This is a genomic window from Alkalibaculum bacchi (assembly GCF_003317055.1).
Taxonomy (GTDB): domain Bacteria; phylum Bacillota; class Clostridia; order Eubacteriales; family Alkalibacteraceae; genus Alkalibaculum; species Alkalibaculum bacchi.
On the sequence record NZ_QNRX01000003.1, the window covers coordinates 47,269 to 67,566 of the forward strand.

A 20,298-nucleotide genomic window follows, 5' to 3' on the forward strand; every position below is an offset into this window, starting at 1 on the left:
TGGTCGCTGAACGCTAGTAGCTGGTTGCTTAAATCAATTGCTTTTTAATTCATTTCGATTTTCTTCAATTTGCTCTATTACGCTATTTAGATTCATTTGAACTTTTCTCAGAATATTGTCTGCATACTCATTTGTAGATTGCCTGATTTCTGTAGAAATTTCTTCTGCTCTTTTTCGAATTTCTTCTGCTTCTAGGTATGCAGATTGGGTGATTTGATTTTCATCTACCATATCTCTAATTTTAGATTCTGCATCATTTATAATTCTCTCTGCATCGTTTTGAGCTTCAATTAGAATTTTCTTTCGCTCTTCCCTTACATATTGAGCTTCTTTTAAGTCTTCAGGTAAATTATGCATAATTTCTTGTACGATTTCTAATACTTGCTCAGGATTTACCATTACTTTTGATGACAATGGCAAACTAGATGCTTCTTGTATAATTCTTTCTAATTCGTTTAGCAATGAAATGATCTTCATCTCTTTCCCCTTTCAACCTTATCGATAATTTTTTTATGTACATATTCAGGAACCAAATCTTTCATTTCTCCATCAAACATAGCTAACTCTTTTACCGCGCTAGAACTCAAATAGGAGTACTCTACTTTACTAACTAGAAATATGGTTTCAACATGATTGCATAATTTTTTATTCATTAAAGCCATCTGAAATTCATTTTCAAAGTCAGACATCGCTCTTAATCCTCTTATGATGATATTAATTTTTTTGTTGCACATATAATTTACGAGTAGACCTTCAAAACTATCTACTTCTACATTGGGCAAATGTGCTACAGATTTAGAAATCAAGTCTAATTTTTCTTGCAAAGAAAACATAGGATTTTTATTCTTATTTACAAGTACTACTACGATTAGTTTCTCAACCATTTTTGACCCACGTTCAATAATGTCAAGATGTCCATTGGTAATGGGGTCAAAGCTGCCTGGATATACAGCTACTTTCATTTATCCACCTTCTCGTTTAAGTTTGTTCTTTATAATAGGACATGATCGTAGTTCCGTAAACTCGTTGATCCACTTTTGCGAATCGTTCGATTTGATCTTTAAGTTCAATCCTATTGTCGTGTTCTGCAATAATAATTCCATCTTCAGCTAAAAGATTGTTTTGACTTATGATTTCGACTAATCTACTAATAATATTTAAATGATAGGGTGGATCCATAAAAATAATATCTGCTTTTACATTCTTATTTGCTAAAGAGGTAAGAGCGGAAGACGCTTCAACAGGAAGTACGACACCTTTTTCTTCTAATCGAGCTATTTCAAGATTCTTTCTTATAAGCTTTATGCTTTCTCTATGATTATCTATAAAATAAGCTTGTCTAGCACCTCGGCTTAAGGCTTCAATGCCTACACCACCAGTGCCCGCAAAGCAATCAATTATTACAGCATCTCTTATATATGGATTTATAATATTAAATAGTGTTTCTTTTATACGATCTGTTGTAGGCCTAACTCTTTCGTCTTTAGGCGTCAGTAACTTTTTTCCTTTTGCTGTTCCAGTAATTACTCTCATATCTACTCCATTAATTCATTGAGATTTGATCTAATTTATATTGAAAGGCAATCAAAACCTTTTTCTTAATATATTCTTGCTCCGCTGAATGTAAAATATACTCGACCATTTCATTAGCCTCTAGTAAAATACTCTGATGTTTTGATAAATCAGCCAATTTAAAACTTGGCAATCCATGCTGACGAAAACCAAAATAGTCTCCTGGTCCCCGAAGTTCTAAATCTCTCTGGGAAATATAAAATCCATCCGTGCTTTGAATGAGTACATCCATCCGTTGTTTCGTCTTCTGACTTTTGCTATCTGTCAGTAAAATGCAATGGGATTGATGCTCTCCTCTACCTACTCGCCCTCGCAATTGATGAAGCTGAGCAAGACCAAATCTCTCCGCATTTTCAATTAACATAATAGTAGCATTGGGCACATTAATGCCTACCTCAACGACAGTAGTACAAATGAGAACCTTTATTTTGTTTTCGTAAAAAGCTCTCATGACTTCTTCTTTTTCCTCACTATTCATTTTACCATGAAGGAGGCCTATAGGTATATCCTTAAAAGCCCCATTTCTACATTTTTCGTAAACTTCCTCTGCAGAATTCATCTGATCATTCATTTCAATACTAGGACATAAAATATAGGCTTGTCTGCCGTCTGAAATTTCTTTTAAGATCATTTTATAAATGCGGGACCTGTAACTCGTATTGACGCTGTAAGTCTTTATGGGCTTTCTCCCCGCCGGTAGAGCATTTATTGTAGAAACTTCCAAATCTCCGTATAGAACTAATGAAGTAGTTCGTGGTATAGGCGTTGCACTCATGACGATGATATGAGGATCTTTACCCTTATTTGACAATTGTTTTCTCTGTCTAACGCCAAAGCGATGCTGTTCATCTGTTATGACTAGGCCTAGATTTGAAAATTCTACATCTTCCTGGAGTACTCCATGAGTAGCTACTATAAGATTATACTCTCCGGCAGCAATCTTATGTAAATACTCTAACCGCTGTTTTGTGGTCTTAAATTTTGTCATAAGGCCTACTCTTGCACCTATATTTAATTTGCTAAATAAATTACTTATGTATTCGTAATGTTGCTCTGCCAAGATTGCAGTAGGAACCATCATGACTCCTTGGTATCCATTTAATAAACATATAAATAACATAATAACTGCTATAATAGTCTTTCCGCTTCCTACATCACCTTGGATTAACCGATTAATCTGCTTACTTCTACGAATATCTTCATATAGTTCCTCTAAGACTTCCTTTTGAGATAAGGTCAGTTGAAAAGGTAAAATATTTAATAACTCCTGAACTTGATTCATCCTATTATCGTCTAGGAAAAAAGGTAATGGATCATTATTTATCTCTTCTTTCATAGAACGAAAAGCAATTTGAATCTCTAAAAACTCATTAAATATCAAGCGATGCCTTGCTCTAGTTAAATCTTCACGATTTTTGGCGTAATGAATTTTCTCATAAGCTTCTTTAAGACCCATGAGCTTGTACTTATTTATAAGTTCTTGAGATAGATAATCCTCTACTGTAATACCTTTATCAAACACATTTTTGATCGCTTTTCGAATATCTTTATGTGTTAGGCCTTTTGTCAAAGAGTATTTTGGGATAAAACTAAATAAATCTTCTGCATTTAGCTGAAAAACCTCTGGCATTTCCATTTGTATATTATGAAAGGACTTGTTTACTTTGCCGTAAAAATAGTAGGTTTTTCCTGCAAATACCGTTCGACCTATATATGGTGAATTATACCATACTACTTGAAAATTTCCCGAATGATCCCGGGCTGTTGCCTTTGTTATACTTAAACTACTCCTAATTTTGCGGGTGACCAGATTGCTTGTTATTGTAGCTTTTATTAGCGACCTATGATTGTCCATAGCCTCTTCTATAGATATGGATTTCGTTCGATCCTCATAAGAAATAGGATAGTATTCAATTAAATCCCCTATTTTATAGATTCCCAGAGTATGAAATAATTTTTCTTTTGTATTCCCTATTCCCTTTATGCTAATAATGGGATCTCTAAGATTCATCGTAAAACCTTCCACTCTTTCATTTCTATCTGTTTTATTCTACTGATAGTATAAAATAATATAAGCTTTGTCCACCGTAATTGCCTTCTATATCAATATCAGAATATTTTTCTTCTAATTCTTCTATTAGATCATTAACATCTTCTTCTTCTATTTCAGCGCCGTAATAAAGAGAAAGAAGAGACGTGTCCTTATCAACCATATTCTCGATGAGGTTTCGAGTTACCTCAAAAACATTTTGACCTACGACTGTAATATCTTTTTCTAATATACCAATAATATCATCTTTTTTAATTTCTAATGAATTAAAAGAGGTGTCGCGAACAGCATAGGTTACTTGACCAGTCTTAACCTCTTGAATAGCCTCATTCATTTGTGCAGTATTTTCTTCTACATTTCCTTCTAAATTGAAAGCTAAAAGAGCAGAAATCCCTTGTGGTATGCTCTTAGTTGAAATTACGGTGACTGGCACCTGGCTAATTTCCTTAGCTTGATTTGCAGCTAAGAGTATATTGCTATTATTTGGAAAAATAAAGATATGCTTTGCATTAATTTGTTCGATTTTATTTAAGAAGTCTTGAGTGCTTGGATTCATAGTTTGACCACCTTCAATAACTTCATCTACTCCAAGGCTTTTGAATAATTCTTCAAGACCATCTCCTGCGGCTACGCTAATAAAGCCGTAATCTTTTTCCTCTTCTTTTATCTTTTGGGAAGGATTATTAGCCACTTGTTCCCTCATATTGTCAATTTTAACTCTCGTCAATGGTCCTATTTCTAAAGCCCAGTTTAAAGCTTTATCTGGTTGGTCTGTATGAACATGAACTTTTATCTTTTCTTCGTCTCCAACAACGATAACAGAATCCCCTATTGCTGCCAAATTTTCTTTTAATGTGTTTTCTATAGAATATTCTTCTATTCCGCTTAATATGATAAACTCCGTACAATAACCAAAGGTAATCTCTTCTGCAGACATAATATGATCTTCAAACATTTTACTCGTAGATGGTAGTTCATCTATTGTTTCCATGGGGATGGACTTCCCAGATAGAATTTCATAAGCACCTTCGATAATGCACAATAATCCCTTACCACCAGAATCCACAACGCCTGCCTCTTTAAGCACTGGCAATTGTTCTGGTGTATTGGCTAGGGCGCTTTTTCCTTGTTCAATTACTGCTAACAACATTTCGTCCATATATTTGTATTTGCTAGCATTTTCTACCGCAAATTCAGCCATTTCACGGGCAACGGTTAAAATCGTCCCCTCAATAGGTCTCATAACAGCTTTATAGGACATAGCAGATGCTTCTTTTAACGCATTGGCTAAGCCAAAGGTATTTAAGGTTTTTCGGTTTTCACAGCCCTTTGCAAAACCTCTAAAAAGTTGTGAAAGGATTACTCCTGAGTTTCCTCTAGCTCCCATCAATGCTCCACTGGAAGCCATCTGTGCTATTTTTGATAGATCCTGTTCAGATGTCCTTTTGAGTTCATCTGCTGCATATTGTATGGTTAGAGACATATTGGTCCCCGTATCTCCATCTGGAACAGGAAAAACATTTAAATCGTCTACAATTTTTTTGTTCTTTTCTAGATTTGCCGCACCATTGATGACAATGGCTTTAAGCATACTCCCATCTATTTCTTTAATTTGCATTGTAATCCTCCTTACACCCTGACGCTTTCTACAATAACATTGATTTTATCAATCTTAATGCCTGTTTGTTTTTCTACATAATACTTTACTTTATCAATAATATTTTCTGCAACTACTGATATTTTCACACCGTATTCGATTATAACATATAAATCAATGATAAGCTTATTATCTGCTTGTGTGATTTTAACGCCTTTTCTCAGGTTTTCCTTCTTTAAAAGTTCTACAAAACCATCTGTAGTTCTTTTAGAGGCCATGCCAACTAAACCATAGCACTCCATTGCTGCCATGCCAGCTATTGTCGCTATGACACTTTCTGAAATGTTGATACAGCCGTATTCATTATAAATTTTCGCAATCATTCGAACTCCTCCTTAAACCTTTAATCATATTCTAATTTAATTTACAATATTATTCAAGTTATTACGTATAGTAAGGTTTACCTACATTTCCACTACTGCATTAAAATAGCTTATCTTTTTTTAAGTAAATTGTAAAGAAATGATTTAAATGTTTTATTGATATTATATGAATCCTTGTGCTATAATAATAGTGCTTTGAAAGTAAGGCACGGATAAGGAGGTAAGATATATGTCTAAAGTATGTCATGTTTGTGGCAAAGGTCCAGTAGCAGGCAATCAAGTAAGCCATTCTGTTAAACATACAAAGAGAGTTTGGAATCCAAACTTACAAAAAGTTAGAGCAATGGTTGACGGTTCTCCAAGGAGAGTTTTAGTTTGCACAAGATGTTTGAGATCTAATAAAGTTCAAAGAGCTATGTAATTAAAGAAATCATTTAAAAAAAGAAAATCTTTTAGATTTTCTTTTTTTATACAAAAATTCTTAGTCCCTAGTCTCTAGTCACTAGCATTAAGGCATTTCTATAGGGTCAAAATAGAACTTTCCTATTAAAGAACAATCGTTAGACAGTAATATAACGGTATAATTTACACTTTTAACTTTACATTTAAAATAAAAGGGAAGTCTATGTAAAATATTTACAGACTTCCCCTTTTACTTAGTTTATTCATTCAATTATCGCCGAAATGCAATTTATCTATTACCTTACATGTTTCGTTAACGCAAAAACTTATCAAATAGGTGAAGTTTGTACAATACAAATACTAATAAACCAATAAGACTTATTAATATTAAGTACCATACCCAATTTGGAAGTAACAAAATTAACAGTACTGCTACTAGGCAGTATACGATATAATTAATATAGCATTTACTTATTCTCATCTTTTTCACCATACAATACCCTTTTACTTTATTGTATTTAGAAAGCGGTGAAATGTTCTTAATCTCGAGAAATAATTACCAATAATTCTCCATGTTTAATTTCTACTTTTGCAAAATCTTCTTCTATAATATTGCTGATTCCATAGCTACTGGCCTTCGTCATACAATGATTATCTAGTGGGTAATATAAACCATTTGTTGTAACCCCTTCTACCTCTTCAGAAAAGGGGATTAAAGATAATATACTTCCTTTTTTGTTGTAAAGTTCTATTTTATCATTGATGAGATAAATCTCATTTTTTTCATCAATAATCCGTCCATAGACCTTTTGAGCTAATAGCTTTTTTAGTAAAGCAATATTTGCCAAACTATGATCTACTCGGTCTCCAAGACAACCAATCATCGTAATATGGGAGTAGTTATGATCTATTAGATAGTCGAGGACAATTTCCGTATCTGTAGCATCTTTTTCAACAGGATATCTTATGATTTCTACACCTTTATCTTGTACATCCTGTAAGAAGGATTCTTCTGTAGAGTCAAAATCCCCTATTGCTACATCAGGGGTCAAATTGAGAAGGAGGGCATTTTTTACCCCCCCATCTGCACAAATAATCAAATCAAAACGATTTTTTAGTACATGAGAATGATAAAATTCTTCATTTTTAATACTGCCATTTGCAATAACTAAAGCTTTCATATTTTACCTCAGTATTTCTTCGTTGCTTTTATTGAGTGCAACATTTCAATATAACTTGAGTAACGAGACGAAGCAATCTTACGATTTTCAACAGCTTCCTTAATAACGCAATCTGGTTCCCTATCATGAACACAAGAATTGAATTTACATTGACCTAAAAGATCTGAAAATTCAGGGAAAGAATCCATTAATTCTTCTAGCTCAATTTCTTGAGCTCCATTAATATTGCTAAAACCTGGAGTATCTGCAATAAAAGTATTCTCTTCAAGTTCAAAAAGCTCTACATGTCGAGTTGTGTGTTTTCCCCTCTCTATTTTACTGCTAATTTCCCCTGTTTCAGCTTTATTTTGAGGCATAAGGCTATTTAATAGAGAAGACTTACCCACACCTGAAGCTCCAGAAAAAACATTAATATTACCTCGTAGCATGTCTTTTAACTCGTGTAAACCTGTTTGCTCTTTTACACTGGTAAAAAGAATCTTATAATTGGTATTAATAAAGTGTTCCTTAATTTCTTCTTTTTGTTCCTCATTAATTAATTCGCTTTTATTAAAACATAGGACATTTTTAATATCCAGATGCTCTGAATACACTAAAATATTGTTGACGAAATGAAGGTTTATAGCAGGTTGTACTACAGCAGATACGACAATATTTTGAGTAATATTACTAATAGGAGGGCGTATTAAGATATTTTTTCTTGGGTATATTTCCTCAATAGCGCCTTTTTCATTTTCATCTATGGTAATCTCTACATAATCACCTACATACGGTTTATGCTTATCTTTACGAAAGATCCCCCTTGCCTTGCATTCATATATCTTGTCTTCACTTTTTACATAATAAAATCCGCCAATACCTTTAATAATAATTCCCTTCATCTTTTACCTCTTTTTCAAAAACTAATGTTTTCAGCATTGTAAATCGTATTGTTAATTTGGACTTGATAAGACTGTACGCCAACACCTTTAAGCTCTACAGTTATGGTCTCATTGGACAAATGCGCATTTTCGTATTGAAGAGTTGATACATTCTTATCGTCTATTACAAATACTTTTACTCGCACCTGCTGAGGCTCTTCTTTATCCTTATCTTTGCCTTTACCATTCTCATCTTCAACTTCATTATCATCTTCTTCATCCTCCGCACCATATAAATAAGACGCGATGTTTATACTAATTGATTTTGATTTTACTAATCCTTTACTGATAGTAAGATTTACGACAGATTTTTTTTGTAATTCTACTCCAGCTTTCGGATCTTGGTTTATGACGATATTTTTTTCGTATTTATTGCTGACCTCCTCTTTGATGCTTCCTAAGGTAAGACCTTCTGACAAGAGGATTTCTTTTGCTTCATCTATAGTCTTTCCAACAAGATCGTCTAATACTGCTGAGTCTTTGCCCTGACTGACATAAAGCTTTATTTCTGCCCCTTCCTTCAGTAAAGCTCCAGGAGCTGGGGATTGCTCGTATATCATGCCTTTTTCGTAATCCTCATTGTACTTTCGCTCTATTTCATTGACTATGAAGCCCATGTTTTCAAGGGTCTGTATTCCCTCTACTTCATATTGCTTCGTTACATCAGGTAGTTTTACTTGTTTTACTCCATCACTAATATATAGTACTACTTCTTGACCTTCTTTTAACATAGTGCCTGCCACAGGGTCTTGTTTGATTACATGATCGATTGGTACACTAGAACTATTTTCTCTTTCTAATCTGTAATCGAGATTATATTCTTGCAATACGCCAATTGCTTCTTCCATATTTTGATTACTTAAATCTGGAACTTTGATTTCTTCTACATCAAAAGCATTGACCAAAACAAACACCATAATCCCTAGTATAATTGGAATCAATACTATGGCCATTAGTTGCTTCTTTCCCCATTTAAACTTTTCTTTGTTAGGTGTTTCCTTAATATTCTGAGGCTTATTCTCCTCTAATTGTGCATCTCCAATGATGGGGGTTTTTTTGGTTTCATCAGATAAATCTGGCTCATCCATAAACCTAGTAGTAGGATTATTTTGAATGGTTATTAAATCTATTATTAACTCTCTAGCATTATGATAACGGTCCATGGGGCTTTTTTTTACGAGCTTGTAAACAATATCTATTAATCCTTCAGGCACATCTTGAATACCCTCTGGAAATCGAATTTCTTCTTGAATATGCTTAATGGCTACAGAAACAGAGTTGTCGCTGTCAAAAGGTACCTCTCCTGTAAGCATTTCATATAAGACAATTCCTAAAGAATATAAGTCTGATTTGGCATCTACAAAACCACCTCTAGCCTGCTCTGGTGATATATAATGCACAGATCCCATAGTTTCTTCCACTAAAGTTACTGTAGCACTAGATATGGCTCTAGCAATTCCAAAATCCGTTACCTTTGGTATCATATCTTCATTTAATAAGATATTATGAGGTTTAATATCTCTGTGTATAATATTGTTCTTATGAGCGTGATCTAAAGCAAAAGCAATTTGTTTAATCAAAAACAAAGCTTCTTTCCAAGGTAGTTTCCCTTGCTCTTTAATATAAGCTTTTAAGGTTTTTCCATTAACGTATTCCATTACGATATAATGATTATTATCCTGTACTCCTACATCAAAAACATTTACAATATTATTGTGAGAGAGGCTTGCCGCAGCTTGGGATTCTCTTTTGAATTTATTGATAAATTGCTCATTATCATTAAATTCGCTTTTTAATATTTTAACAGCAACTAGTCTATTAAGAAGTTTATCCTTAGCCTTATATACAACAGCCATCCCACCTACGCCAATGACTTCCATCAACTCGTATCGATTTCCTAATAGCTTAGCTGTCATAAGACCACCTCCGGTTTATAGACTATTACAGTGATATTATCATGACCGCCATACTCATTTGCCTTTTGAACCAACACCTCTACTGCTTCTTCGCAATTGTGCTTATTGATGATGTCTTTTATCTCTTCAGCTTCTACTTCATTGGTAAGACCGTCTGTACAAAGCAAGATGGTGTCTCCCTTTTTCAACTCGCACTGATAATAATCTACTTCAATTTCTTCATCTGTACCGATGGCCCTAGTAATAACATTTTTGTTCGGATATGTCTCCGCTTCTTCTCTAGAAATCTCTCCTTGAGAAATTAGTTGTTCAACTAAAGAGTGGTCTCTAGTAAGCTGTAAAATTTCTTTTTCATTTATGATATAAGCTCTGCTGTCTCCTACATGAAAAATATGAACTTGTTGATTCGCTATAATGGATAAACAAAGGGTTGTTCCCATTTTGCTCAAATTCACATCATTACTACCCATTTCATAGATGATTTTGTTGATTTCTTTAATAATTTCTATTACCTCTTGCTCTTGAATTCGTTCCTCATCTATTATATTGGTATTTTCAAATTTATCTTTTATTTCTTTTACTAAAGTACTGCTGGCAATTTCTCCTGCATTATGTCCACCAAGGCCATCTGCTACAGCCAATATGATTACTTTTGCACTAGATTTCTCTAATACGAGGTAGGCATCTTGGTTTTTGGCTCTCATATTGCCAATATGGCTTTTATAACCAATGTCCATTATTTCACCCCTTAGGTTTTTCAGTATGATTTCTACGCAATTGGCCACATGCCGCGTTAATACTCGATCCTAATTCCCTTCGAATAGTTGTGGGTATACCGATATCATTTAAATAACGGCTAAACCTTATTATATTATCTTTCGAACTTTTTATAAAGTCTCTTTCTTTAATTTCATTTACAGGTATTAAATTCACATGACAATTAAGAGCTTTTAATAGAACTTCTAGTTCCTTTGCATGCTCTATTTTATCATTTACGCCATTGACCATTGAGTACTCAAAACTGATTCGCCTTCCTGTCTTTTCAATATAAAACTTACAGGCTTCCATCAATTGTTGTAAAGGATATCTTTTGTTTATTGGCATCATTTTTGACCTAATGAAATCATTTGAACCATGTAACGAAATAGATAAATTAATCTGTAAATTTTCTTTTGCTAAATCATATATTTTAGGTACAATACCACAGGTGGAAAGTGTGAGATGTCTTTGTCCAATATTTATTCCATTTGAATTATTGACATTGTAGATAAATTTTAAAACCTCATCATAATTATCTAAAGGCTCTCCACTGCCCATTAAAACCACATTTGAGATTCGAATTTGAAGGTGGTTTTCTACAACCATAATCTGATCGATGATTTCACCACTAGTCAAACTCCTCACGACACCCTCTAAAGTAGAAGCACAAAATGTACAGCCCATTTTGCAGCCTACTTGGGTAGAAACACATAAGGCGTAGCCGTATTTATATTTCATCAAAACACCCTCGATGGTGTTTTGATCGTTTAAAGAGAACAAGAACTTATGGGTTTCATCTTTTTCATCTATTAATATTTTTTCAATCTTAATATGTTCAATGGTGTGTTTTTCTTTTAATTTCTCTCTTGTATCTTTTGGCAAATTGGTCATATGATCAATAGATGGAGCTCTATGTTTGTATACCCATTCATAAATCTGCTTTCCTCGAAACTTCGCTTCCCCCAGCTCTCTTACTACTTCGTATAATTGATCTTGAGTCAATCCGATAAGATTTGTCATAATCTGTTCCTTTCTAATTTACCTTATTATAGAATACCAAAAAATCATCAATTTCTCCACTAAAACCAAAAATATTGTCGAATTATAACAATTGTGAACAGTAGTTGAACGATAGTAAAACAATCGTCCAACCGTTCCACTTTCCACATTCCACTACTAACTATTCATTAAATGAACCTAGACCGAACCAAAGCAAAAAAGCGCCATTACGGCGCTTATCAAGTTCTCTTTTGAATTTTTGACATAAAGAATCCATCCCATTGGCCTTCTTTTGGGAAGGTTTGTACAAAGTGCTTATTTAGTAAAATCGATTCATCAATACCCTTTAAACTTAATAAGGATGCACTCTTATTATTCTCAATCAAATCATGAACTACTTCTTCGTTTTCTTGTCTATTGATAGTACAGGTGCTGTATACTAAAATACCACCAGGCTTTAAATAATCAAAAGCATTTTTTATTAAACTCTTTTGAATCTGTATTATGGCTTTAATACCTTCTTCGCTGAGATTCCATTTAATATCTGGTTTTCGTCTTAAAATCCCTAATCCTGAACAAGGTGCATCTAAAAGTATCTTGTCATACTTTTCCTCGTCTTCAGGGTAAAACTTGAGCCCATCTTTTAATTCTATTTGAACATTTTTTAAGCCTAATCTTTTACAATTCTCATCTATGAGCTTAAGCTTGTGATCGTAAATATCTCGAGCAGTCAGTCCATGAGTATCTTTTATCATTTCCCCTATATGAGTAGTTTTCCCACCTGGAGCACTACACATATCTAAGATTTTTTCACCAGGTTTGGGATCTAATAAGTCTACTGTCATCATGGCTGCTTCATCTTGTATGATAAACAATCCTTCCTGATAACTAGGATTTTTGCTTATATCTGAAAACTGATTTATGATAATGGAATAATCCCTGAGTTTCCCATCTTCTACACCAATGCCCTCTGTAGCTAAAGATTTTTTTAGTTCTTCTTTTGTGGTCTTTAGCCTATTTACGCGAGCAGTTATAGGCGCATTTTTCATAGATTCCTCAAAAAAAATTTCTACTACTTCTATGGGATACTGCTCTTTAAGCATTTTCACAAGCCAAATAGGTGCAGAGTATTGAATCGTCAATTTTTCATCTCCCTCAAAACGATGTTGGAGAATCTCCTCTTTATTTCTAAGGATAGAGCGAAGTACACCATTGACAAACTTATCGGATTTACCCTTAGAGTACTTTTTACTCAAATTGACGCTTTCATTTACTGCTGCAAAATGAGGCACCTTGTCCAAAAAAAATACTTGATAAACCCCAATGCGAAGGATTTCTAAAAGCATTGGGGCAATTTTTTTTAATTTAATCTTACTGTGATTCGAAATAACCCAATCACAGTAACTCATATGCTTAATCACTCCATAAACCAGTGTATTGACAAAGGGTTTATCAATTGAAGACAATTTAGGGTCCTTCAGACTCTTTTTTAAAGCGATATTTACAAAGGCTTTGTTGTGATTGATTTCATATAATGTTTTTACTGCTAATTCTCTTGGATAATCTATCTTATAACCCATAAATTAATCTCTAGATCCTTTCAATGCAAGCATTCGTAATAATTGTAAAAAAGACATGATTGTGGCAGCTACATAAGTTAAAGCCGCTGCATTTAAAACTCTTCTTGCCCCTGGACCATCTTCATCATAAAGAATAGCATTTTGATCTAATTGAGCAATAGCACGCTGGCTAGCGTTAAATTCTACAGGCAAGGTGATAATATTAAATAGAATCGCTCCTGTAAAAAATACAATACCTAATTCCATAAGCCCTGCAAAATTAAAGAACAAGCCTATTATAAACAAATACCATGCAGAATTTGATGCAAGTGCAGCTACAGGTGCAATAGCGCTGCGAAGTTTAAGTGGGGCATAACCTATATTGTGCTGAATAGCGTGACCTACCTCGTGAGCTGCAATGCTTACAGATGCTACGCTTCTGCCATTGTATACTTCATGAGATAATCTCAGTACTTTCTTTCTTGGATCATAGTGGTCGGATAATTTTCCGCCTACTAGTTCTACAGAAACGTCTGTAATCCCATTGTTGATGAGTAATTTCCTTGCCGTTTCTGCACCAGTTATTCCTCTGCTATTGGCAACCCTCAAATACTTGTTATAAGTAGACGACACATTCCACTGAGCAAAAGCTGCTAAAATCAACCCAGGAATGAGTATAATCATTGTATAGTCAGAAAAATATGGAAAAATCATTCTAACACCCTCCTTTTGCGTATATACGGTCATCTTAGTACTTATTCTATACGATATTTCTTAAATGATGCTTAAAATAGCTGAAAGCGGAAGGCGGAAGGTAGAAAAAACACTTCGCCTTTAGGCGAGTTTTGATTTTCCTAACCAACCAACTAGCTTTTCTAACATACCAACATTCCAACTTATAAAGTTCCGCTTTCACCTTTCCGCCTTCAGCTAAAAGGTTTTCCGGTCCAACCGTCCAACCGTCCAACCGTCCAACCGTCCAACCTTTTAATTTTCCGCTTAATCCAGTATTGTTCCTATATTAATCGAATTTCCTTTTAAGTAATCATCTACATGCATTTTCTTTTTATTGGGGAATTGGATTTCTTCTAGAAATAGTCCTCCATCTCCTGTTTTTACTAGGAGTCCTTTGCCTTTTACGTGTTTTATGATGGTGCCTGGAGTGATATCAGAAGACAGTTCTTCTGTGTATCTTTTGGAAGTATGGACTTTTAACCTTTTTCCTTCGTAATTGGTATAGGCTACAGGCCATGGATTAGTGCCTCTGATAAGATTAAAGATCCCTTCTGAGCTCTTATTCCAGTGAACTTTTCCAGTATCTTTTGTCAGCATAGGTGCATGAGAGCTCTTTTCATCTTCTTGCTTTGTTCTGGGTTCTATTTTCTTTTCTACATGATCTAATGTTTTTAAAATCAGACTTGAACCTAAATCCGCTAATATATCGTAAAGCTCTCCAGCAGTCATATCCTCTTCTATTTTTACTTTTTGCTGGTAAATAATATCTCCTGTATCCATACCCTCATCCATATACATTGTAGTCACACCAGATTCTTTTTCACCTTTTATTATGGACCAATTTATAGGTGCAGAACCCCTATAAGCTGGCAATAATGAAGCATGAATATTAATACAACCGTATTCTGGAAACTCAATGAGCTCCCTAGGTAAAAGCTGTCCATATGCAACTGCAATGATTATATCTGGTTGAAACGCCTTAACTTGATTCACTGCGTCTTTATCTTTAATTCTATTTGGTTGTAAAATAGGGATATTATACTCTAAAGCCAATTCCTTTACGGAAGAATAAATAACCTTATTGCCTCTACCTTTAGGCTTGTCAGGCTGTGTAACCACAGCTACTACTTCATGGTCTGATTCTAATATAGCTTTTAAAGGCACAGCCGCAAAATCAGGAGTACCCATAAATAGGATTTTCATACTACGCTATCACCTCTATAGTTGTTTTATATTAATTGTTACGTTAAGGTTTATTGCTAATGTAGCAGAAAGTAGAATGTGGAATGTGGAAATTTAGGTCACATAAAGTGACCATTATGGTTGGTGGACGGAAAAACTCTTCAATGAACAATGAACATTGAACATTGAACAGTACAAATATGCTACTTTTATTACTCTTCTAAATTGTTCATTATTTATTGTTCCGCATTCATTGTTCACTGCGACGTAAGTCGCATATTTGACCACCTGACCACCTGACCACCTGTTTTTACAATTTATCTATGAATAGTATTCCATCTAAATGCTCTACTTCATGGCATATAGCTCTTGCTAGTAGTTCCTTACCTACTAGTTCTTGTTTTTTTCCTTCTAAATCTAAATATTCCACTTTTACTTCATTAGGTCTTTCTACTTCTTCCGTTACATCAGGGACGCTCAAACATCCTTCTGGACCTACTTGTGAACCATTGGTTTCCACAATTTCTGGATTAATCATAACAATTGGACCTTCTCCAACGTCCATTACGATGATCCTTCTAAGTATTCCCACCTGAGGTCCTGCTAAACCTACTCCTTCTGCGTGATACATCGTATCTAACATATCTCTCGCCAATTCTTTTATACGGAGATTTACTTCTGTTATCTCCCTCGCTTGTTTGCGTAGTATTGGGTCTCCTTCAGTTCTAATATTTCTTAGTGCCATAGCGTCCTCCTATAGTATATTGTTTGGATTAATATCAATGATTAATGTTGAATGTAGTTCCATAATTTCTTTTTCTTCACTTAATTTATTCAATATGGAATTATACTGTAAAAGGTGATTGGTCTTAATAATAAAGTACCACCTGTATTTTTTATTGATTTTTTTAATAGGAGAGGCTGTAGGTTGATACATTTCCCTCAAAAGCTCTTCTCCTTCTTCCTCTTTAACTAGCTTGTACAATTTGTCATAGTATTTTAGGCAATCTCGTGAAACTTGCACTTCATCTTCATTCGTAAAACCTATATATATAATATCGGAAAATGGAGGATATTTCATCATTTTTCGATAAGATATCTCCTGATCATAAAAGCCCTTATAATCGTATGCTTGAGACAGAGTGATGGCATAATGATTAGGCTCATAAGTCTGGACGATGACTTCTCCTAATTTATCTCCTCTGCCTGCTCTACCTGCTACTTGAGTAATTAATTGAAACGTTCTCTCACTAGCCTTATAATCTGGTATATTTAAAGTAGAATCTGCTAAGATTACACCTACTAATGTGACATTTTTAAAATCAAAGCCCTTTGTAACCATTTGAGTTCCAAGAAGGATATCTGCTTTGCCTTGTTGAAATAAGTCAATGGTCTCTTCATAGGCTCCTTTTCGTTGCATAGAATCCGTATCCATCCTCAGTATTCTTGCCTGGGGATAGTACTTTCTCAGTTGCATCTCAAGCTTTTGAGTACCAGAGCCAGTGTATTTGATTTTGTCACTATTGCATTTAGGACAAATGGTCGGTACATGTTCTTTATGTCCGCAATAATGACAAGCCATTTGCTTTATATTATGATGATATGTCATACTGATTTCACAATTAGGGCAGTTTACTGCATATCCACAATTTCTACAAAATACAAATGTAGAATAACCTCTCTTATTCAAAAATAAAATAGTCTGTTCTCCGCGTTTTAAATTTTGCAAAATGCCATTATGAAGCTTTCGGCTGATCACTGTTTTATTCCCAGCGTATAGCTCTTCTTTCATATCAATAATATGAATCTCAGGCATAGGAATGGACTTGACCCTTTCTGGCAGCTCTAATAAATTTACATGTCCATATAAAGCTTCATAATAAGATGAAACACTTGGCGTTGCGCTCCCTAAGACGATATGGCATTCATGAAACTCTTGAAGCTTTTTTGCCACTTCATAGGTATTATATCGGGGACGGTTGTTAGACTTAAAGGTATTTTCATGTTCTTCATCTAATATGATTAAACCTAAATCGTCCATAGGGGCAAATATGGCCGAACGTGCACCCAAGACAATACGAACGCTTTTATTTTTGATGGCATTCCATTGATCAATTTTCTCTCCATCGCTTAGATGGCTATGGATGATTCCTATATTCTCCTTAAATCGCCCCATAATTCGTCCAATAATTTGAGAGGTAAGAGATATTTCAGGAACAAGGTAAATACAGCTCTTCCCCCTCTTTATCGTTTCCTCTATATACCTTAAATAAACCTCCGTCTTTCCACTTCCCGTAACTCCATGAAGTAAAAAAGTACTAGGTTTTTCATAGCTATTAAATGAATCAAAAGCTTCTTGTTGATGCCTGTTTAAAGTATTAACAGGATACTGATATTCCCGATCTTTATAAGGGTTTCGTATATTGATTTCTTTTGACTCAGTGATTAACCCCTTTTTTATTAGGATATTTAAATTTGCTGTTGTACAAGTTGTTTTTTCCTTAAGCTCTTTAAAACTTACGGGAATTTCTTCTAAGCAGCTTAATATCTCTCTTTGTTTTGTAGCATTGCTCTTGATTTGAGCTAAATAGTCTTCTGTCTTGAAGTATTTTCCAGAAAGCTTATAATACTTGACCTCATGCAATGCATTGGCCATGTAATACGTATTTCTGCCATTCTCTTTTTTCTTTTTTATATGTAAATTGCTTGGAACAAAGCAGTTTACAGCTTCCATAAAGAGACAGTGGTAACTCTTTTGCAGCCAATAACACATTTTTATCTGCCAATCATTAAGTTTTGGATAGTCTTCAATAATTCCTTCAATATTCTTTAGCCTTTTATACTCGCTGCTCTCTTTAATGCCTACGACTAAACCATCAATTTTACTATTTTTTACCCCAAAGGGAATAACCACCCTAAGACCTATTTCCATAGGCTCTAAAAAATCAGGTATGTAATAATCAAAGGACCTATCCATATTTTTGTTTATTTGATTGATGTAAATCTCCGCTACCCTCATGAATTCCATCCTTTAGTTATAAGTTGGACGGTTGGTCGGTTGGACGGGAAAATCTTGCTCACATATGGCGAGTACTTTCTCTTCCAAATTTCCAACTCCCTATTTTTCGTAAAAAAATTGCAAGAGCATATGCTATTGCAATTGTTTTTTACTATTGTTTAGCTACCCTTTAACCATTGTTTAACACACTACAGGCCCTTTTCATTGAGCGCTAGCTCGAATTTTTGACCCGAAAAGAATACATGCAAGCCAGTGACTAACGACTAATTGCTAGTGATTAAAATACGAAGGCGCATTAGTATTTGTACTCTATTAAATCTCTAGCAATTTCTTCTGTTGCAATAGACACTGGGTTTTCGTTGTTGATTTTGACATTTGTGGTCGAACCCTCTACTAAATGACGTGCTCTCTTTGCTGTTACAAGGATTAAAGAATACTTATTATCTACCTTTTGTAACAAATCATTTATTGCTGGATATCTCATATTATGACCTCCCTATAATTTCATCAATCTTACTTTCTAATCGATTAGAACGACATTTTTCTGCTGTTATAATCGACGCAATTTTATCTGCTGCTACGTGAACTTCGTCATTGATGACGATGTAACTATAATTTTTAGCATTTCGAATTTCATCATATGCACAGTTCATACGTTTGTTAAGTTGTTCTTCGCTTTCTGTTCCCCGTTCCGTAATCCTTTTTCGAAGCTCAGAAAAGGAAGGCGGAACAACGAAAATATAGATGCCTTCTGGGTAATTAGATCGGACTTGAGCAGCACCTTGAATATCTATTTCAAGTATTACGTCAATACCTTCATCCATCATATCTATAACGGATTGGGATGGAGTACCATAGTAATTATCATAAACTTTTGCGTATTCTAAAAATTCATCATTACCGATCATATCAAGGAAATTTTCTTTGGTAATAAAGTAATAGTTTTTACCTTCTACTTCTCCTGGTCTTGGATCTCTTGTAGTAGCTGAAACAGAAACAGCTAGATTGGGGTATTTGCTCAACAATTCTTTACATACTGTCCCCTTCCCTGCACCTGAAGGTCCTGAAATGACGATAAGTAAGCCTTTTTCTTTAATGTAAAAATTATTCTCCATTTTTCCCCCTAATTATTCGATGTTCTGTACTTGTTCTCTCATTTTTTCTAATTCACTCTTCATATCTACAACACAATTTGATATTTCAATATCATTTGCTTTAGAACCTATGGTATTGATTTCTCTATTCATCTCTTGAATAAGAAAATCCAACTTTCTTCCAACAGGCTCTGTTTCTTCAATAATTGTATAGAAGCGTTGAATATGACTTTTTAGTCTGGTAATCTCTTCATCAATACTGACCCGATCAGCAAAGATTGCTACTTCATTTAATAGCCTACTCTCATCGACCTCTATACAATTAGTATATTCTTTTACCTTATCTTCTAAACGAGCTCTATAATCTTGACTTACTTTAGGAGCTCTTTTTTCAGCAATAGACAAATTCTCATTGATATATGCTAAACGCATTTCAAAGTCTTTTTTTAAAGTATCGCCTTCTCTTTCTCTGCTATCTACTAGGGCAGATATAGCACATTCTAATGCTGGGGATACCTTTTGCCAAAGAATATCTAAATCCACTTCATTTTCTGTAGCGGTTATTACATCCGGAAATCTAGAAACTAAACTCAAAGAGATTTCACCTGTAATTTCTAAAAAACTGTCCTTTAATGCTTTTAGACTCTTTACATATTCTTCGGCAAGCTTGCTGTTTAAAGAAAGAGACTTATCTCCAATAGCACCTCTGTTTAGTTTGATACTTATTTCAACTCTACCTCTAGAAACGCTTTCGCTAACGTGTTTACGGATATTTTCTTCAAGCATAGCAATCTGTCTAGGAGTTTTTATAAAAAAGTCCTTATACCTGTGATTTATACTCTTCATTTCGACTATGATTTCAAATTCTTCATCTCGATATTCGCCTCTACCGAAGCCTGTCATACTTTTCATAAAACCCTCCTAAATAAA

General features: G+C 34.4%; 20 protein-coding genes. 1 reads left to right on the forward strand and 19 read right to left on the reverse strand.

All coding sequences use genetic code 11. The features are described from left to right. Positions 1-33: 33 nt before the first annotated feature. Genes DES36_RS02870 through DES36_RS02895 form a run of 6 tightly spaced genes read right to left on the reverse strand, consistent with a single transcriptional unit; the run spans position 34 to position 5,602 of the window. Positions 34-477 (reverse strand): ATPase, encoded by a 444-nt coding sequence (locus DES36_RS02870; protein ID WP_113919720.1) that lies wholly within the window; start codon positions 475-477, stop codon positions 34-36. Further along, positions 474-962: a pantetheine-phosphate adenylyltransferase gene (gene coaD, locus DES36_RS02875; protein WP_113919721.1), complete on the reverse strand. Its 489-nt coding sequence runs from the start codon at positions 960-962 to the stop codon at positions 474-476. The genes DES36_RS02870 and coaD overlap by 4 nt, the downstream gene beginning before the upstream one ends. Positions 963-978: 16 nt before the next feature. Continuing rightward, positions 979-1,533: a 16S rRNA (guanine(966)-N(2))-methyltransferase RsmD gene (gene rsmD / locus DES36_RS02880; protein WP_113919722.1), complete on the reverse strand. Its 555-nt coding sequence runs from the start codon at positions 1,531-1,533 to the stop codon at positions 979-981. A gap of 10 nt (positions 1,534-1,543) precedes the next feature. Next, entirely contained in the window at positions 1,544-3,583 is a 2,040-nt protein-coding gene (recG, locus tag DES36_RS02885; RefSeq protein ID WP_113919723.1) for an ATP-dependent DNA helicase RecG, read from the reverse strand. 34 nt (positions 3,584-3,617) lie between these two features. After that, the gene (locus tag DES36_RS02890; protein ID WP_113919724.1) at positions 3,618-5,240 is read right to left on the reverse strand and encodes a DAK2 domain-containing protein; all 1,623 of its coding nucleotides are present in this window, start codon (positions 5,238-5,240) and stop codon (positions 3,618-3,620) included. An 11-nt stretch (positions 5,241-5,251) separates the two neighbouring features. Continuing rightward, positions 5,252-5,602: an Asp23/Gls24 family envelope stress response protein gene (locus DES36_RS02895; RefSeq protein WP_113919725.1), complete on the reverse strand. Its 351-nt coding sequence runs from the start codon at positions 5,600-5,602 to the stop codon at positions 5,252-5,254. Between the two features lie 229 nt (positions 5,603-5,831). Between DES36_RS02895 and rpmB the strand changes: the two genes are divergently transcribed. Further along, complete coding sequence (gene rpmB, locus DES36_RS02900) at positions 5,832-6,023, forward strand: 50S ribosomal protein L28 (RefSeq protein ID WP_113919726.1); 192 nt, start codon at positions 5,832-5,834, stop codon at positions 6,021-6,023. 520 nt (positions 6,024-6,543) lie between these two features. Here the strand turns inward: rpmB and DES36_RS02905 are convergent. The 13 genes from DES36_RS02905 to DES36_RS02970 form a co-directional block, all read right to left on the reverse strand. After that, positions 6,544-7,185 carry a thiamine diphosphokinase gene (locus DES36_RS02905; protein ID WP_113919727.1) on the reverse strand — a complete coding sequence of 214 codons (642 nt, stop codon included), beginning with the start codon at positions 7,183-7,185 and terminating at the stop codon, positions 6,544-6,546. An 8-nt stretch (positions 7,186-7,193) separates the two neighbouring features. After that, positions 7,194-8,066 carry a ribosome small subunit-dependent GTPase A gene (rsgA, locus tag DES36_RS02910; RefSeq protein ID WP_113919728.1) on the reverse strand — a complete coding sequence of 291 codons (873 nt, stop codon included), beginning with the start codon at positions 8,064-8,066 and terminating at the stop codon, positions 7,194-7,196. Positions 8,067-8,080: 14 nt separating this feature from the next. After that, complete coding sequence (gene pknB, locus DES36_RS02915; protein WP_113919729.1) at positions 8,081-10,021, reverse strand: Stk1 family PASTA domain-containing Ser/Thr kinase; 1,941 nt, start codon at positions 10,019-10,021, stop codon at positions 8,081-8,083. Next, the gene (locus DES36_RS02920) at positions 10,018-10,758 is read right to left on the reverse strand and encodes a Stp1/IreP family PP2C-type Ser/Thr phosphatase (RefSeq protein ID WP_113919730.1); all 741 of its coding nucleotides are present in this window, start codon (positions 10,756-10,758) and stop codon (positions 10,018-10,020) included. Before DES36_RS02920 ends, pknB begins: the two co-directional genes overlap by 4 nt. A 4-nt stretch (positions 10,759-10,762) precedes the next feature. After that, the gene (rlmN, locus tag DES36_RS02925) at positions 10,763-11,800 is read right to left on the reverse strand and encodes a dual-specificity RNA methyltransferase RlmN (protein ID WP_113919731.1); all 1,038 of its coding nucleotides are present in this window, start codon (positions 11,798-11,800) and stop codon (positions 10,763-10,765) included. 218 nt (positions 11,801-12,018) lie between these two features. Beyond that, on the reverse strand, positions 12,019-13,359 hold the full coding sequence (gene rsmB / locus DES36_RS02930; RefSeq protein ID WP_113919732.1) for a 16S rRNA (cytosine(967)-C(5))-methyltransferase RsmB: 1,341 nt from the start codon (positions 13,357-13,359) through the stop codon (positions 12,019-12,021). Positions 13,360-13,362: 3 nt separating this feature from the next. Next, positions 13,363-14,052, reverse strand: coding sequence for a zinc metallopeptidase (locus DES36_RS02935; protein WP_113919733.1), 690 nt, complete (start codon positions 14,050-14,052; stop codon positions 13,363-13,365). A gap of 285 nt (positions 14,053-14,337) precedes the next feature. After that, positions 14,338-15,276, reverse strand: a complete 939-nt coding sequence (gene fmt / locus DES36_RS02945; protein WP_113919735.1) for a methionyl-tRNA formyltransferase — start codon at positions 15,274-15,276, stop codon at positions 14,338-14,340. A gap of 289 nt (positions 15,277-15,565) precedes the next feature. After that, positions 15,566-16,000: a peptide deformylase gene (gene def / locus DES36_RS02950; RefSeq protein ID WP_113919736.1), complete on the reverse strand. Its 435-nt coding sequence runs from the start codon at positions 15,998-16,000 to the stop codon at positions 15,566-15,568. A gap of 9 nt (positions 16,001-16,009) precedes the next feature. Next, positions 16,010-18,274: a replication restart helicase PriA gene (priA, locus tag DES36_RS02955; RefSeq protein WP_170128152.1), complete on the reverse strand. Its 2,265-nt coding sequence runs from the start codon at positions 18,272-18,274 to the stop codon at positions 16,010-16,012. Between the two features lie 295 nt (positions 18,275-18,569). After that, positions 18,570-18,758: a DNA-directed RNA polymerase subunit omega gene (rpoZ, locus tag DES36_RS02960; protein WP_113919738.1), complete on the reverse strand. Its 189-nt coding sequence runs from the start codon at positions 18,756-18,758 to the stop codon at positions 18,570-18,572. 1 nt (position 18,759) lies between these two features. Continuing rightward, the gene (gmk, locus tag DES36_RS02965; RefSeq protein WP_170128153.1) at positions 18,760-19,389 is read right to left on the reverse strand and encodes a guanylate kinase; all 630 of its coding nucleotides are present in this window, start codon (positions 19,387-19,389) and stop codon (positions 18,760-18,762) included. 12 nt (positions 19,390-19,401) lie between these two features. Continuing rightward, the gene (locus tag DES36_RS02970; protein WP_113919739.1) at positions 19,402-20,280 is read right to left on the reverse strand and encodes a YicC/YloC family endoribonuclease; all 879 of its coding nucleotides are present in this window, start codon (positions 20,278-20,280) and stop codon (positions 19,402-19,404) included. Between the last annotated feature and the right edge of the window lie 18 nt (positions 20,281-20,298).

Bases quoted from the DNA above. Each gene is read 5' to 3' on its own strand.
- DES36_RS02890 (WP_113919724.1), bottom strand. From the start codon at position 5,240: ATGCAAATTAAAGAAATAGATGGGAGTATGCTTAAAGCCATTGTCATC.
- DES36_RS02970 (WP_113919739.1), bottom strand. From the start codon at position 20,280: ATGAAAAGTATGACAGGCTTCGGTAGAGGCGAATATCGAGATGAAGAA.
- DES36_RS02920 (WP_113919730.1), bottom strand. From the start codon at position 10,758: ATGGACATTGGTTATAAAAGCCATATTGGCAATATGAGAGCCAAAAAC.
- rpmB (WP_113919726.1), top strand. From the start codon at position 5,832: ATGTCTAAAGTATGTCATGTTTGTGGCAAAGGTCCAGTAGCAGGCAAT.
- recG (WP_113919723.1), bottom strand. From the start codon at position 3,583: ATGAATCTTAGAGATCCCATTATTAGCATAAAGGGAATAGGGAATACA.
- DES36_RS02935 (WP_113919733.1), bottom strand. From the start codon at position 14,052: ATGATTTTTCCATATTTTTCTGACTATACAATGATTATACTCATTCCT.
- DES36_RS02895 (WP_113919725.1), bottom strand. From the start codon at position 5,602: ATGATTGCGAAAATTTATAATGAATACGGCTGTATCAACATTTCAGAA.
- def (WP_113919736.1), bottom strand. From the start codon at position 16,000: ATGGCACTAAGAAATATTAGAACTGAAGGAGACCCAATACTACGCAAA.
- rlmN (WP_113919731.1), bottom strand. From the start codon at position 11,800: ATGACAAATCTTATCGGATTGACTCAAGATCAATTATACGAAGTAGTA.
- rsmD (WP_113919722.1), bottom strand. From the start codon at position 1,533: ATGAGAGTAATTACTGGAACAGCAAAAGGAAAAAAGTTACTGACGCCT.
- rsmB (WP_113919732.1), bottom strand. From the start codon at position 13,359: ATGGGTTATAAGATAGATTATCCAAGAGAATTAGCAGTAAAAACATTA.
- pknB (WP_113919729.1), bottom strand. From the start codon at position 10,021: ATGACAGCTAAGCTATTAGGAAATCGATACGAGTTGATGGAAGTCATT.
- DES36_RS02870 (WP_113919720.1), bottom strand. From the start codon at position 477: ATGAAGATCATTTCATTGCTAAACGAATTAGAAAGAATTATACAAGAA.
- fmt (WP_113919735.1), bottom strand. From the start codon at position 15,276: ATGAAAATCCTATTTATGGGTACTCCTGATTTTGCGGCTGTGCCTTTA.
- rpoZ (WP_113919738.1), bottom strand. From the start codon at position 18,758: ATGAGATATCCAGCAATAAATGATTTGTTACAAAAGGTAGATAATAAG.
- priA (WP_170128152.1), bottom strand. From the start codon at position 18,274: ATGAGGGTAGCGGAGATTTACATCAATCAAATAAACAAAAATATGGAT.
- coaD (WP_113919721.1), bottom strand. From the start codon at position 962: ATGAAAGTAGCTGTATATCCAGGCAGCTTTGACCCCATTACCAATGGA.
- gmk (WP_170128153.1), bottom strand. From the start codon at position 19,389: ATGGAGAATAATTTTTACATTAAAGAAAAAGGCTTACTTATCGTCATT.
- DES36_RS02905 (WP_113919727.1), bottom strand. From the start codon at position 7,185: ATGAAAGCTTTAGTTATTGCAAATGGCAGTATTAAAAATGAAGAATTT.
- rsgA (WP_113919728.1), bottom strand. From the start codon at position 8,066: ATGAAGGGAATTATTATTAAAGGTATTGGCGGATTTTATTATGTAAAA.